This is a genomic window from Escherichia sp. WS1368 (genome assembly GCF_046487485.1).
Taxonomy (GTDB): domain Bacteria; phylum Pseudomonadota; class Gammaproteobacteria; order Enterobacterales; family Enterobacteriaceae; genus Escherichia; species Escherichia coli.
Map to the genome: position 1 here is coordinate 442,669 of NZ_JBJQJI010000001.1, position 14,095 is coordinate 456,763.

Genomic DNA, 14,095 nt, shown 5'->3' on the forward strand with positions numbered 1-14,095 from the left:
CAAAATGCCATTTCACTGTTGCTGATTGGCTGCTGACGCTGCTGAAATGAAATTGCTGATAACGGATTTTCCCATCAGCAATTAGGAAAAATGACAAAAAATTGTGCAGCACATCAAACTTTTGCTCATAACTTTACGGCTTTCCTTGCGTGCTGAAACAGAAGTATTATGCTTTCTTGAAACGTTTCAGCGCGATCTTGTCTTTAACCCTAAGCCAGGTTGGCGCTTTTTTTCTCATAGAAGCTGAATCGTTTCAATTCAGCAAGAGAGGAGAACTATGTTCCAGTTATCCGTACAGGACATCCATCCGGGCGAAAAGGCCGGAGACAAAGAAGAGGCGATTCGCCAGGTCGCTGCGGCGCTGGTGCAGGCCGGTAATGTAGCTGAAGGCTACGTCAATGGCATGCTGGCGCGCGAACAGCAAACCTCTACGTTCCTCGGCAATGGTATTGCTATTCCACACGGCACTACCGACACCCGCGATCAGGTGCTGAAAACCGGCGTTCAGGTATTTCAGTTCCCGGAAGGCGTCACCTGGGGTGACGGCCAGGTAGCGTACGTGGCGATCGGTATTGCTGCCAGCTCGGATGAACATTTGGGCCTGCTACGCCAGCTGACCCACGTACTGAGCGATGATTCCGTTGCTGAACAACTGAAGTCAGCAACAACAGCAGAAGAACTTCGCGCATTGCTGATGGGCGAAAAGCAGAGTGAGCAGCTGAAGCTCGACAACGAAATGCTGACGCTGGATATCGTCGCCAGCGATCTGCTGACTCTTCAGGCGCTGAACGCTGCTCGTCTGAAAGAGGCGGGGGCAGTTGACGCCACTTTCGTCACCAAAGCCATCAATGAACAACCGCTGAACCTCGGACAGGGTATCTGGCTGAGCGATAGCGCCGAAGGCAATCTGCGTAGCGCGATTGCGGTAAGCCGTGCGGCAAATGCTTTTGATGTGGACGGCGAAACGGCAGCCATGCTGGTGAGTGTGGCGATGAATGACGATCAGCCCATTGCGGTTCTAAAGCGTCTCGCTGATTTGTTACTCGACAATAAAGCTGACCGCTTGCTGAAAGCGGATGCGGCAACGTTGCTGGCGCTGCTGACCAGCGATGATGCGCCGACCGACGACGTGTTAAGCGCGGAGTTTGTGGTGCGCAATGAACACGGCCTGCATGCTCGTCCAGGTACCATGCTGGTCAATACCATTAAACAATTTAACAGTGATATTACCGTGACAAACCTTGATGGCACCGGCAAACCGGCAAACGGACGTAGTCTGATGAAAGTTGTGGCACTTGGCGTTAAGAAAGGTCATCGCCTACGCTTTACCGCCCAGGGTGCAGATGCTGAACAGGCGCTGAAAGCCATTGGCGACGCTATCGCTGCTGGTCTTGGGGAGGGCGCATAATGAGCAGACGTGTTGCTACTATCACCCTTAATCCGGCTTATGACCTTGTTGGTTTCTGCCCGGAAATTGAACGCGGCGAAGTGAACCTGGTGAAAACCACCGGTCTGCATGCGGCGGGTAAAGGCATCAACGTGGCCAAAGTGTTAAAAGACCTGGGAATTGATGTCACTGTTGGCGGCTTCCTCGGTAAAGACAATCAGGATGGTTTTCAGCAACTGTTCAGCGAGCTGGGCATTGCCAACCGTTTCCAGGTTGTACAGGGGCGCACCCGAATTAACGTTAAGCTGACGGAAAAAGACGGCGAAGTGACCGACTTCAACTTCTCGGGTTTTGAAGTCACTCCCGCCGACTGGGAACGCTTTGTGACTGATTCTCTGAGCTGGCTCGGTCAGTTCGATATGGTCTGTGTCAGCGGAAGCTTACCGTCAGGCGTCAGCCCGGAAGCGTTCACCGACTGGATGACTCGCCTGCGTAGTCAGTGTCCTTGCATTATCTTTGATAGTAGCCGTGAAGCGTTAGTAGCAGGTTTGAAAGCGGCACCGTGGCTGGTGAAACCTAACCGCCGCGAGCTGGAAATCTGGGCAGGCCGTAAACTGCCTGAAATGAAAGATGTGATTGAAGCTGCACATGCGCTACGTGAACAAGGTATCGCGCATGTCGTTATTTCACTGGGTGCCGAAGGCGCGCTTTGGGTTAATGCCTCCGGCGAATGGATCGCCAAACCACCGTCAGTCGATGTCGTAAGCACCGTTGGCGCAGGGGATTCTATGGTTGGTGGCCTGATTTATGGCTTGCTGATGCGTGAATCCAGTGAACACACACTGCGTCTGGCGACAGCTGTTGCAGCCCTGGCGGTAAGTCAAAGCAATGTGGGTATTACCGATCGTCCGCAGTTGGCCGCAATGATGGCGCGCGTCGACTTACAACCTTTTAACTGACAGCAGGAGAGGCATAATGAAAACGCTGCTGATTATTGACGCTAATCTCGGTCAGGCACGCGCCTATATGGCGAAGACCCTGCTGGGCGCGGCGGCGCGAAAAGCAAAACTGGAAATCATCGACAATCCGAACGACGCTGAAATGGCGATTGTTCTCGGTGATTCCATCCCGAACGACAGCGCGCTGAACGGTAAAAATGTCTGGCTGGGCGATATTTCCCGGGCAGTTGCGCACCCTGAGCTGTTCCTGAGTGAAGCCAAAGGCCATGCGAAACCTTACACTGCGCCGGTCGCTGCGACAGCACCGGTTGCCGCCAGCGGTCCGAAACGCGTAGTTGCGGTGACTGCTTGCCCGACTGGCGTAGCACACACCTTTATGGCGGCTGAAGCCATTGAAACCGAAGCGAAAAAACGTGGCTGGTGGGTGAAAGTTGAAACCCGTGGTTCGGTTGGCGCGGGTAATGCAATCACCCCTGAAGAAGTAGCCGCAGCAGATCTGGTGATTGTGGCGGCAGATATTGAAGTGGATCTGGCGAAATTTGCTGGTAAACCGATGTATCGCACCTCTACCGGTCTGGCGCTGAAGAAAACCGCGCAGGAACTGGATAAAGCGGTTGCTGAAGCAACGCCGTATGAACCGGCGGGCAAAACTCAAACAGCGACCACTGAAGGTAAGAAAGAGAGTGCAGGCGCTTACCGTCACTTGCTGACGGGCGTCTCTTACATGCTGCCGATGGTCGTTGCAGGTGGTCTGTGTATCGCGCTTTCTTTTGCTTTTGGTATCGAAGCGTTTAAAGAGCCGGGTACGTTGGCTGCGGCGCTGATGCAGATTGGTGGTGGTTCAGCCTTTGCGTTGATGGTGCCGGTACTGGCAGGTTATATTGCCTTTTCCATTGCCGATCGTCCGGGTCTCACGCCGGGTCTGATTGGCGGTATGCTGGCGGTCAGCACCGGTTCTGGCTTCATTGGCGGTATTATTGCGGGCTTCCTGGCTGGTTACATTGCGAAGTTAATCAGTACGCAATTGAAACTGCCACAGAGTATGGAGGCGCTGAAACCGATTCTGATCATTCCGCTAATTTCCAGTCTGGTGGTCGGTCTGGCGATGATCTACCTGATCGGTAAACCGGTTGCTGGCATTCTCGAAGGGTTGACTCACTGGCTGCAGACCATGGGGACTGCGAATGCGGTTCTGCTGGGGGCGATCCTCGGTGGCATGATGTGTACTGACATGGGCGGTCCGGTAAACAAAGCAGCGTACGCGTTCGGTGTGGGTCTGCTGAGTACTCAAACCTATGGCCCGATGGCGGCGATTATGGCGGCAGGTATGGTGCCACCGCTGGCAATGGGCCTGGCAACAATGGTGGCGCGTCGTAAATTCGACAAAGCGCAGCAGGAAGGTGGCAAAGCCGCTCTGGTATTGGGACTGTGCTTCATTTCGGAAGGTGCAATTCCGTTTGCTGCCCGTGATCCGATGCGAGTGCTGCCGTGCTGTATCGTGGGTGGGGCGCTGACTGGCGCAATCTCAATGGCGATTGGTGCGAAACTGATGGCACCGCACGGTGGTCTGTTTGTTCTGCTGATCCCTGGCGCGATTACGCCGGTATTGGGTTACCTGGTAGCCATTATTGCCGGTACGCTGGTGGCGGGTCTGGCCTATGCCTTCCTGAAACGTCCGGAAGTGGACGCAGTAGCGAAAGCAGCGTAATAAAAGGTGTGTTACAGGGCAGAAATTTCCTGCCCTGTAACATTTGATGCGCGCAAAGAGAATGACCGGTTTGTGAATGTAATTTTATGAATTTAAATGGTTTTATCTTTTAGTGGAAACCTGAAACTTTCATCAAACACTAAGGTTATTTCCTCAAGGGCAGATTAATTTCTGCCCTTTTTTAGTGTTCCTGTTCTGTGCATCCCGTCACAAATTCCCCCTTTTTATAATTCAGGTATTTAATCGCGTTTTGTGAGCCTGCTCAAATCTGCCCATTTTGCCTCTCTGGCGGTAATTTACTTTACGTAAAACATGCATACTATGAGCACATGTTTAAATATGAACACATGTTTAAACCGTCTTTGCAGTATCAATATTCTTGTGGATTGACAGGGTTGGTAATTTTTTACCAGAGGACGTGCTATGCGCGAAAAGGATTATGTCGTAATTATAGGTTCGGCGAATATTGATGTCGCCGGATATTCACATGAATCATTAAATTATGCGGATTCAAATCCAGGTAAAATAAAATTTACGCCTGGTGGAGTAGGGCGCAATATTGCACAAAACCTGGCGTTGCTGGGGAATAAAGCCTGGCTACTGAGCGCAGTAGGCAGTGATTTTTATGGTCAATCGTTGCTAACGCAAACCAATCAATCTGGTGTTTATGTCGATAAATGCCTGATTGTGCCGGGAGAAAATACGTCGAGCTATTTATCATTACTCGATAATACCGGTGAAATGCTGGTTGCTATAAATGACATGAATATTAGCAACGCTATTACAGCTGAATATCTCGCACAGCACGGTGAATTTATTCAGAGGGCAAAGGTCATTGTCGCGGACTGTAATATCAGTGAAGAGGCACTGGCATGGATTCTGGATAATGCCGCCAACGTACCCGTATTTGTCGATCCTGTTTCCGCGTGGAAATGTGTCAAAGTGCGCGACCGTCTAAATCAAATCCACACTCTCAAGCCAAACCGCCTTGAAGCGGAAACCCTGAGTGGGATTGCTTTGTCAGGGCGTGAAGATGTGGCAAAAGTTGCTGCCTGGTTCCATCAACATGGCCTGAACCGACTGGTATTGAGCATGGGCGGCGACGGCGTTTATTACAGTGATATCAGCGGTGAAAGTGGTTGGTCTGTGCCGATCAAAACCAATGTCATTAATGTTACCGGAGCGGGCGATGCCATGATGGCTGGACTTGCTTCGTGTTGGGTAGACGGAATGCCGTTTGCCGAATCTGTTCGTTTCGCACAGGGATGTTCGTCAATGGCGCTCTCCTGTGAATACACCAATAACCCCGATTTATCGATTGCCAACGTTATATCGTTAGTGGAGAACGCAGAATGTCTGAATTAAAAATTTCCCCTGAATTATTACAAATTTCCCCGGAAGTGCAGGACGCTTTAAAAAACAAAAAACCGGTTGTGGCGCTGGAATCGACCATTATTTCTCACGGGATGCCGTTCCCACAAAATGCCCAGACCGCAATTGAAGTTGAAGAAACTATTCGTAAACAGGGCGCTGTACCTGCCACTATCGCCATTATTGGCGGCGTGATGAAAGTGGGTTTAAGCAAAGAAGAAATTGAATTGCTGGGTCGTGAAGGGCATAACGTGACCAAAGTTAGTCGTCGCGATTTACCTTTTGTTGTTGCCGCCGGAAAAAATGGCGCAACTACCGTTGCTTCAACGATGATTATTGCGGCGCTTGCCGGAATTAAAGTATTTGCCACCGGGGGAATTGGTGGTGTGCATCGCGGGGCGGAACATACCTTCGATATTTCTGCCGATTTGCAAGAACTGGCAAATACTAATGTCACCGTTGTTTGTGCCGGTGCAAAATCTATTCTCGATTTAGGATTAACAACAGAATATTTAGAAACCTTCGGTGTGCCGTTAATTGGCTATCAGACAAAAGCGCTGCCTGCGTTTTTCTGCCGTACCAGCCCATTTGAAGTTAGTATTCGCCTTGATAGTGCCACGGAAATCGCTCGTGCAATGGCGGTGAAATGGCAAAGCGGTCTGAACGGTGGCCTGGTGGTGGCAAATCCGATCCCGGAACAGTTTGCGATGCCGGAACACACTATCAATGCGGCGATCGATCAGGCGGCAGCTGAAGCTGAAGAGCAGGGCGTTATTGGTAAAGAAAGCACACCGTTCCTGCTGGCTCGTGTTGCTGAACTGACTGGCGGTGACAGCCTGAAATCCAACATCCAGCTGGTGTTCAACAACGCCATTCTGGCGAGCGAAATTGCCAAAGAATATCAGCGTCTCGCGGGTTAATTTCTGACGGGCAGAAAGCCGTCGCCCGTACTCATCAAGCATACCAAAACCTGGCGCTGACGCCGGGTTTACTGGCATGAAGGGAAAATCATTATGGATATAATGAGAAGTGTTGTGGGGATGGTGGTGTTACTGGCAATAGCATTTCTGTTGTCAGTGAATAAAAAGGGCATCAGTTTGCGCACGGTTGGAGCCGCACTGCTGCTGCAAATCGCTATTGGTGGCATCATGCTCTACTTCCCACCGGGAAAATGGGCAGTAGAACAGGCGGCATTAGGCGTTCATAAAGTGATGTCTTACAGTGATGCCGGTAGCGCCTTTATTTTTGGTTCATTGGTCGGGCCGAAAATGGATGTCCTGTTTGATGGCGCGGGCTTTATCTTCGCCTTTCGCGTACTCCCGGCGATTATCTTCGTCACTGCGCTCATCAGCCTGCTGTACTACATTGGCGTGATGGGACTGCTGATTCGCATTCTTGGCAGCATTTTCCAGAAAGCTCTCAACATCAGCAAAATCGAATCTTTTGTTGCGGTTACCACTATTTTCCTCGGGCAAAATGAGATCCCGGCGATCGTTAAACCGTTTATCGATCGCATGAATCGCAACGAGTTGTTTACCGCAATTTGTAGCGGGATGGCGTCCATTGCTGGTTCGATGATGATTGGTTATGCCGGAATGGGCGTACCAATTGACTACCTGTTAGCGGCATCGCTGATGGCGATCCCTGGCGGGATTTTGTTTGCACGTATTCTTAGCCCGGCAACCGAGCCTTCGCAGGTCACATTTGAAAATCTGTCGTTCAGCGAAACACCGCCAAAAAGCTTTATCGAAGCAGCGGCGAGCGGTGCGATGACCGGGTTGAAAATCGCCGCTGGTGTGGCGACGGTGGTAATGGCGTTTGTCGCAATTATTGCGCTGATTAATGGCATTATCGGCGGAATTGGCGGCTGGTTTGGTTTTACCAATGCTTCTCTGGAAAGTATTTTTGGCTATGTGCTGGCACCGCTGGCGTGGATCATGGGTGTGGACTGGAGTGATGCCAATCTTGCGGGTAGCCTGATTGGGCAGAAACTGGCGATTAACGAATTCGTCGCTTACCTGAGTTTCTCCCCATACCTGCAAACGGGCGGCACGCTGGAAGTGAAAACCATTGCGATTATCTCCTTTGCGCTTTGTGGTTTTGCTAACTTTGGTTCTATCGGTGTTGTCGTTGGCGCATTTTCGGCTATTTCGCCTAAACGCGCACCGGAAATCGCCCAGCTTGGTTTACGGGCGCTGGCAGCAGCAACGCTTTCCAACCTGATGAGCGCGACCATTGCCGGGTTCTTTATTGGTTTAGCTTGAGTTTCATTGCCGGATGTACGCGCTTATTTAGCGTCACATCCGGCAATCGCTCTATTGCAAATAATTTTTACTGCATCATCCCTGAGAATTTATTTTCCGGGTCCATCTCCAGTGCCAGTCCTGACAACTGCTTTCTGTTTTTAATTAGATACCCTTTCTTGCTTTTAATTAATAAACCGTCGTGAATGAATTGCGCTAGAACATATAAAAGATGTCGATAAGAAACGCCTAAATACTCTGCCGCTTGCGTATGCTTTTCGTGATAAAGATCACCTTCCTGCGAGAGTAATATAAAAGCTGCCAGGCGATTCACTAACGGAAATGATTGATTCTGAGTTAAAGAAACAATATTGCGATAATTTTTATGGCTTAAGGTGACGCAGAGTTTTCGTAAAAATAGCGTGTCGTTTAATAACAGCGGACGGTAATGTTTCATAGGGAGCGCAAGGCACCAACACTCTTCAATAGCCTGTACCGCACGCGGTTCATGGTCTTTGTCGATTAACTCAATCTCGCCAATAAAACAGGGAGCGGCAAAGAAATCGATCAGCGACACGCGACCATTAGCTAGCGTGGCGTAAAGCCTGGCGCGGCCTCGCGTCAGGTAAAACAGCCAGGACGGCTGTTGCCCTTCCTGCACAATGTAGTCACGCGCTAAAAAATGAAACAGCCGCGTATCGGCTGAAACATCCGTTGAAAAGCAATCCTTAAACGCGGATTCACTCATCAATTGCTGCTTAAGGTCATTATTGTGGATTTCTTTCACGATGTTTATCCGCTATGAGATTTCTCATATTTAGCATACTTACGCTGTTGTTAAGATTCAATCATCGGCCCGGTCGAATTTTCTTTGCTGTAGAAAAAATAACGCAACTGGAAACAGAGGAAATAAACAATGGAAAAGAGAAAAATTATTCTGGATTGTGATCCGGGTCATGATGATGCTATTGCCATAATGATGGCAGCGAAACATCCGGCAATAGATTTATTAGGCATCACCATTGTGGCGGGTAATCAGACGCTTGATAAAACATTAATTAATGGCCTGAATGTTTGCCAGAAACTGGAGATTAATGTTCCGGTTTATGCGGGGATGCCACAGCCCATTATGCGTCAACAAATCGTTGCCGATAATATTCACGGTGAAACCGGACTGGATGGCCCGGTATTCGAGCCGCTGACCCGCCAGGCAGAAAGCACTCATGCGGTGAAATATATCATCGATACCCTGATGGCAAGCGATGGCGATATCACTCTGGTGCCGGTTGGTCCGCTTTCAAATATCGCGGTGGCAATGCGCATGCAGCCCGCAATCCTGCCGAAAATCCGTGAAATTGTGCTGATGGGCGGCGCTTACGGTACTGGCAACTTTACGCCATCCGCCGAGTTCAACATCTTTGCTGACCCGGAAGCCGCACGCGTGGTGTTCACCTCCGGCGTTCCGTTGGTGATGATGGGCCTCGATCTCACCAACCAGACCGTTTGCACCCCGGACGTGATTGCCCGGATGGAAAGGGCAGGCGGCCCTGCCGGAGAGCTGTTCAGCGACATCATGAACTTCACTCTCAAAACCCAGTTCGAAAACTATGGCCTGGCTGGCGGCCCGGTGCACGACGCCACCTGCATCGGTTATCTGATCAACCCTGATGGCATTAAAACCCAGGATATGTACGTCGAAGTGGATGTTAACAGTGGCCCTTGCTATGGGCGTACCGTCTGCGACGAGCTGGGCGTTCTTGGCAAGCCAGCCAATACCAAAGTCGGCATCACTATTGATACCGACTGGTTCTGGGGCTTAGTCGAAGAGTGCGTGCGCGGCTACATCAAAACCCATTAAGTGTTGATAACAAGCCGGGCCGGTATCGCAAGATGCAGGCCCGGCTATTTCTGATGGGCAGAAAGCCGTCGCCCAAAATGACATGAAGAGATAATAACTATGGATGTCATGAGAAGTGTTCTGGGAATGGTTGTATTGCTGGCAATTGCGTTTTTGCGGTCAGTAAACAAGAAGAAGATCAGCCTGCGTACCGTTGGCGCGGCGTTAGTGTTACAGGTCGTGATTGGCGGCATTATGCTTTGGTTACCACCAGGGCGTTGGGTCGCAGAAAAAGTCGCTTTTGGCGTGCATAAAGTGATGGCGTACAGCGATGCAGGTAGCGCATTTATCTTTGGTTCTCTGGTCGGACCGAAAATGGATACCTTATTTGATGGCGCAGGATTTATCTTTGGTTTCAGGGTATTACCGGCAATTATCTTCGTTACAGCACTGGTGAGTATTCTCTACTACATCGGTGTGATGGGGATCTTAATTCGCATTCTCGGCGGTATCTTCCAGAAAGCATTAAATATCAGCAAGATCGAGTCATTCGTCGCGGTCACTACCATTTTCCTCGGGCAAAACGAAATTCCGGCAATCGTCAAACCCTTTATCGATCGGCTGAATCGCAATGAATTATTTACAGCGATTTGTAGTGGCATGGCCTCGATTGCTGGTTCGACAATGATTGGTTACGCTGCACTGGGCGTGCCTGTGGAATATCTGCTGGCGGCATCGTTAATGGCGATCCCCGGCGGGATCTTGTTTGCCCGCCTGTTAAGCCCGGCTACCGAATCTTCGCAGGTTTCCTTTAATAACCTCTCTTTCACCGAAACTCCGCCAAAAAGCTTTATCGAAGCAGCGGCGAGCGGTGCGATGACCGGACTGAAAATCGCCGCAGGTGTGGCGACAGTGGTGATGGCATTTGTTGCAATAATTGCGTTGATTAACGGTATTATCGGCGGCGTTGGCGGCTGGTTTGGTTTTGAACATGCCTCGCTGGAGTCCATTTTAGGTTACCTGTTGGCTCCACTGGCGTGGGTGATGGGGGTTGACTGGAGTGATGCGAATCTTGCCGGGAGTTTGATTGGACAGAAACTGGCGATTAATGAATTTGTCGCTTACCTCAATTTCTCACCTTATCTGCAAACAGCTGGCACTCTGGATGCTAAAACCGTGGCGATTATTTCCTTCGCGTTGTGCGGTTTCGCTAACTTTGGTTCTATCGGGGTGGTGGTGGGGGCGTTTTCTGCGGTTGCGCCACACCGTGCGCCGGAAATCGCCCAGCTTGGTTTACGCGCGCTGGCGGCGGCGACACTTTCTAACCTGATGAGTGCCACCATTGCAGGATTCTTTATTGGCTTAGCGTAGTGCGCGATTTATGAGCCGGATAAGACGCGGTCAAGCGTCGAATCCGGCAAGATTGTTACACCATCGGCACTAATGAAAGCGCGTTATCGGCAGACAGGGTAGGGTTGTTTAAGCTGCCGCTGGCGCGTGAAATTGCCGCGCAGGCCATCGCAAAACGGGCGCTGTCACGGAAATTGTTTCCTTCCAGAAAGCTATATACCAGGCCCGCCATAAAACCATCGTCAGCACCAAAACTGTCTACTGTCGTATGCGCTGGTGCGGTCAGCAAAAATTGTTCTCCATCCTTTTCGCTGCAATAAACTGACTCATCGGGCAAATAAACAAACAGTTGCTGAACGCCTTGCTGATGCAACGCATTCACTGCGGTATTACGGTCAGCATCGCTGGTGATCGCCTGTCCCCATAAAATTTCCAGCTCCGGTAAAGTGGGTTTCAGGGTGTGAATATGCGCCAGCCAGTGTTTGATTTTGCCCGCTTTGAATTCTGAAACGGTATCGACAAACACCGGGATTTCATCAGCGAGGGTAAAGACCCACTCCAGCGCCTCGGCTGTCAGGTTGCAATCAGCCAGTACCACGCCCGCATGACGAAGTAAATCGCGCGACCCGTTCAGTAGTTGCGGTGTCAACTGTTCCAGCAGATGGGTATCGTTAATCGCCAGCACGGTTTGATCGTCTCGATTGGCAATTGCCAGATACGTCGATGTGCTTTGACCATGTAAACGAACGCAGCCGGAGACATTCACGCCGGCGCGGCGCGTTTCTTCCAGGAGCATTTCGCCATAAAAGTCATCGCCAATCACTGAAAGCAAATGGACGTCGCGGCCTAACAGCGCCAGATTGTGGGCGATATTGCGTCCAACGCCGCCTGCCGAGCAATGAATTGTACCGGGATGAGAAGCCGCTTGCGGGTAACGGATATCCGCCATCCCGCGAATATCCATATTGATTGTCCCCACCACTACGCAGTATTCCTGCTCGGTGAGAATGTAACCTTTGCCTTTAATCCGACCTTTGCGCATTAAATCCATAATATGCGCCGCAACGCGCGAACGGCTGATTTGCAGCATATCAGCAATTTCGTTCTGCTGAATCAGCGGGTTACGCCGTAAAATTGCAAGGATCTCCTTCTCCCGGTTGTTCATCTTCAGGCTACCGCTTTTTCAGTTTGTTGCGCTTTCAGCCAGGCGATCTCTTCTGCCCAGATATCCGGGTTGATGGTTTCAAGGATCAGCGGAATGCCGTCGAAACGGTCGTCCTGCATGATCCAGCGGAACGCATCATGACCGATATTGCCTTCACCGAGGCTATGATGGCGGTCAACGCGGCTGCCAAAGGTGCTTTTCGCATCGTTAAGGTGCATCCCGCGCAGATACTTAAAGCCGACAATACGGGCAAAATCCGCGAACGTTTTCTCGCATTCGGCTGGAGTACGCAAATCATACCCGGCAGCAAAAGCATGGCAGGTATCAATGCAGACGCCGACGCGGGATTTATCTTCCACGCCGTCGATAATCGCCGCGAGATGTTCGAATTTAAACCCTAAGTTACTGCCCTGACCGGCGGTGTTTTCAATCACCGCTGTCACACCTTGAGTTTTATCCAGCGCAATGTTGATGGATTCGGCAATACGCGCAAGGCAATCCTCTTCTGAAATCTGCATCAGATGGCTGCCAGGGTGGAAGTTGAGCAAAGAAAGCCCCAGCTGTTCGCAACGCTGCATTTCATCTATAAACGCATCGCGCGATTTTTCCAGAGCTTCAGCGACCGGATGTCCGAGGTTAATCAGATAACTGTCGTGGGGAAGAATTTGCGCCGATGTGTAGTGATATTTTTCACAGGCGGCTTTGAATTCATCGATGGTTTGCGTCGTGAGCGGTGCGGCACGCCACTGACGTTGGTTTTTGGTGAACAAGGCAAACGCGGTTGCGTCGATTTCGGCGGCGCGAATTGCGGCATTTGCCAGACCGCCAGCAGCACTAACGTGCGCTCCAATGTATTTCATGCGAGGACTCCTGTTAAACCCGCTGGAGGAAAACGGTAATGATAGCGGGTTAACAGGAGCAAGATGTAGTGGTTTATGCGATGACGCTTTGAATCACATAGTTAATCGCACCACCACCAACAATCAGCCAGGCAAACAGTACCAGTGCCATCAGCAGAGGTTTCGCCCCGGCTTTTTTCAGCGCGCTGACGTGAGTGGTCAGACCCAGCGCCGCCATCGCCATTGCCAGCAGGAAGGTATCCAGCGTTACCAGCATGTTCACCACGCTCTGCGGTAACAGGTGGAACGAGTTAAAGATGGCAACTACGATGAACAAGATGGCAAACCACGGAATAGTGATTTTGCTTTTCTCGCCGCTGTTCGCCCCAGACAGCTGTTTAACACGCGCCGCCAGCAGGATGAGGAACGGAGCCAGCATCATCACGCGCAGCATTTTGGAAATAACTGCTGCGTTTTCTGCATCCGGGCTGATGGCATGACCTGCCGCCACCACCTGCGCCACTTCGTGCACAGTAGAACCAATGTAGATACCGAAAGTTTCCGGACTAAACCATTGAGACATCAGCGGATATATCGCCGGGTAGAGGAAAATCGCGACGGTCCCGAAGATAACAACGGTTGCAACAGCCACGGTTACTTTACTGGCTTCCGCTTTCACTACCGGCTCAGTCGCCAGTACCGCGGCAGCACCACAAATACTGCTACCGGCACCGATCAACCAGCTGGTGTGCTTATCCAGACCAAACACTTTCTGCCCCAGGAAGCAAGCCAGCAGGAAGGTACTGGACAGCGTCAGCACGTCAATGATGATCCCACTGATACCGACATCGGCAATTTGCGAGAACGTCAGACGGAAGCCATAAAGAATGATACCCAGACGTAATAAATATTGCTTGGCAAACAGCACACCACCGTCACAGCTTTTCCAGATGTGCGGATAGATGGTGTTGCCTAAAACCATCCCCAACAAAATTGCGAGGGTGAGGGCACTAAACCCGGCACCCGCAACCGCGGGAATGGAACCACCCCACAGGGCGACCCCGGTGATAACTGCACTCAGGGCTAACCCCGGAATAAAATGCCACAGTGTACGATGTTGTTTCTGTAAGGTGATATTCGTCATAACCCTCTCCTTTAACCGGGCATAAGGTTACGACTAACTGGTTTAAAAATAAAATTGATTATATATTTATAATTAATCTTTATAAGTGGTAA

At 50.7% G+C, this 14,095-nt stretch carries 12 protein-coding genes; 8 read left to right on the forward strand and 4 right to left on the reverse strand.

All coding sequences use genetic code 11. The features are described from left to right. Window positions 1-277 precede the first annotated feature (277 nt). The 6 genes from fruB (at window position 278) to ACJHYD_RS02050 (ending at window position 7,689) form a co-directional block, all read left to right on the forward strand. Window positions 278-1,408: a fused PTS fructose transporter subunit IIA/HPr protein gene (fruB, locus tag ACJHYD_RS02025; RefSeq protein WP_000487246.1), complete on the forward strand. Its 1,131-nt coding sequence runs from the start codon at window positions 278-280 to the stop codon at window positions 1,406-1,408. Next, a complete protein-coding gene (gene fruK, locus ACJHYD_RS02030; protein ID WP_000091263.1) occupies window positions 1,408-2,346 on the forward strand; it encodes a 1-phosphofructokinase in 939 nt (312 codons plus the stop codon). Before fruB ends, fruK begins: the two co-directional genes overlap by 1 nt. A 16-nt stretch (window positions 2,347-2,362) precedes the next feature. Next, the gene (gene fruA, locus ACJHYD_RS02035; protein WP_000854453.1) at window positions 2,363-4,054 is read left to right on the forward strand and encodes a PTS fructose transporter subunit IIBC; all 1,692 of its coding nucleotides are present in this window, start codon (window positions 2,363-2,365) and stop codon (window positions 4,052-4,054) included. A gap of 423 nt (window positions 4,055-4,477) precedes the next feature. Then, the gene (locus ACJHYD_RS02040) at window positions 4,478-5,419 is read left to right on the forward strand and encodes a pseudouridine kinase (RefSeq protein WP_001208119.1); all 942 of its coding nucleotides are present in this window, start codon (window positions 4,478-4,480) and stop codon (window positions 5,417-5,419) included. Next, complete coding sequence (gene psuG / locus ACJHYD_RS02045; protein ID WP_410228795.1) at window positions 5,407-6,345, forward strand: pseudouridine-5'-phosphate glycosidase; 939 nt, start codon at window positions 5,407-5,409, stop codon at window positions 6,343-6,345. The genes ACJHYD_RS02040 and psuG overlap by 13 nt, the downstream gene beginning before the upstream one ends. Window positions 6,346-6,438: 93 nt before the next feature. Then, on the forward strand, window positions 6,439-7,689 hold the full coding sequence (locus ACJHYD_RS02050; RefSeq protein ID WP_001328268.1) for a NupC/NupG family nucleoside CNT transporter: 1,251 nt from the start codon (window positions 6,439-6,441) through the stop codon (window positions 7,687-7,689). A gap of 67 nt (window positions 7,690-7,756) precedes the next feature. Here the strand turns inward: ACJHYD_RS02050 and ACJHYD_RS02055 are convergent, their stop codons facing one another. Continuing rightward, entirely contained in the window at window positions 7,757-8,455 is a 699-nt protein-coding gene (locus tag ACJHYD_RS02055) for a transcriptional regulator YeiL (protein WP_000658598.1), read from the reverse strand. 129 nt (window positions 8,456-8,584) lie between these two features. Between ACJHYD_RS02055 and rihB the strand changes: the two genes are divergently transcribed. Together rihB and ACJHYD_RS02065 are read left to right on the forward strand one after the other, a co-directional pair. Beyond that, window positions 8,585-9,526, forward strand: coding sequence for a ribosylpyrimidine nucleosidase (gene rihB / locus ACJHYD_RS02060; protein ID WP_000415426.1), 942 nt, complete (start codon window positions 8,585-8,587; stop codon window positions 9,524-9,526). A 99-nt stretch (window positions 9,527-9,625) separates the two neighbouring features. After that, window positions 9,626-10,876 carry a NupC/NupG family nucleoside CNT transporter gene (locus ACJHYD_RS02065; protein ID WP_069903825.1) on the forward strand — a complete coding sequence of 417 codons (1,251 nt, stop codon included), beginning with the start codon at window positions 9,626-9,628 and terminating at the stop codon, window positions 10,874-10,876. A 55-nt stretch (window positions 10,877-10,931) separates the two neighbouring features. Here the strand turns inward: ACJHYD_RS02065 and ACJHYD_RS02070 are convergent, their stop codons facing one another. From ACJHYD_RS02070 to ACJHYD_RS02080, 3 genes are all read right to left on the reverse strand, one after another. Next, window positions 10,932-12,020, reverse strand: a complete 1,089-nt coding sequence (locus ACJHYD_RS02070) for a sugar kinase (RefSeq protein WP_001065004.1) — start codon at window positions 12,018-12,020, stop codon at window positions 10,932-10,934. Between the two features lie 2 nt (window positions 12,021-12,022). Next, window positions 12,023-12,880 carry a deoxyribonuclease IV gene (nfo, locus tag ACJHYD_RS02075; RefSeq protein WP_000873880.1) on the reverse strand — a complete coding sequence of 286 codons (858 nt, stop codon included), beginning with the start codon at window positions 12,878-12,880 and terminating at the stop codon, window positions 12,023-12,025. A 73-nt stretch (window positions 12,881-12,953) separates the two neighbouring features. Further along, a complete protein-coding gene (locus tag ACJHYD_RS02080; RefSeq protein WP_000182053.1) occupies window positions 12,954-14,003 on the reverse strand; it encodes a YeiH family protein in 1,050 nt (349 codons plus the stop codon). Between the last annotated feature and the right edge of the window lie 92 nt (window positions 14,004-14,095).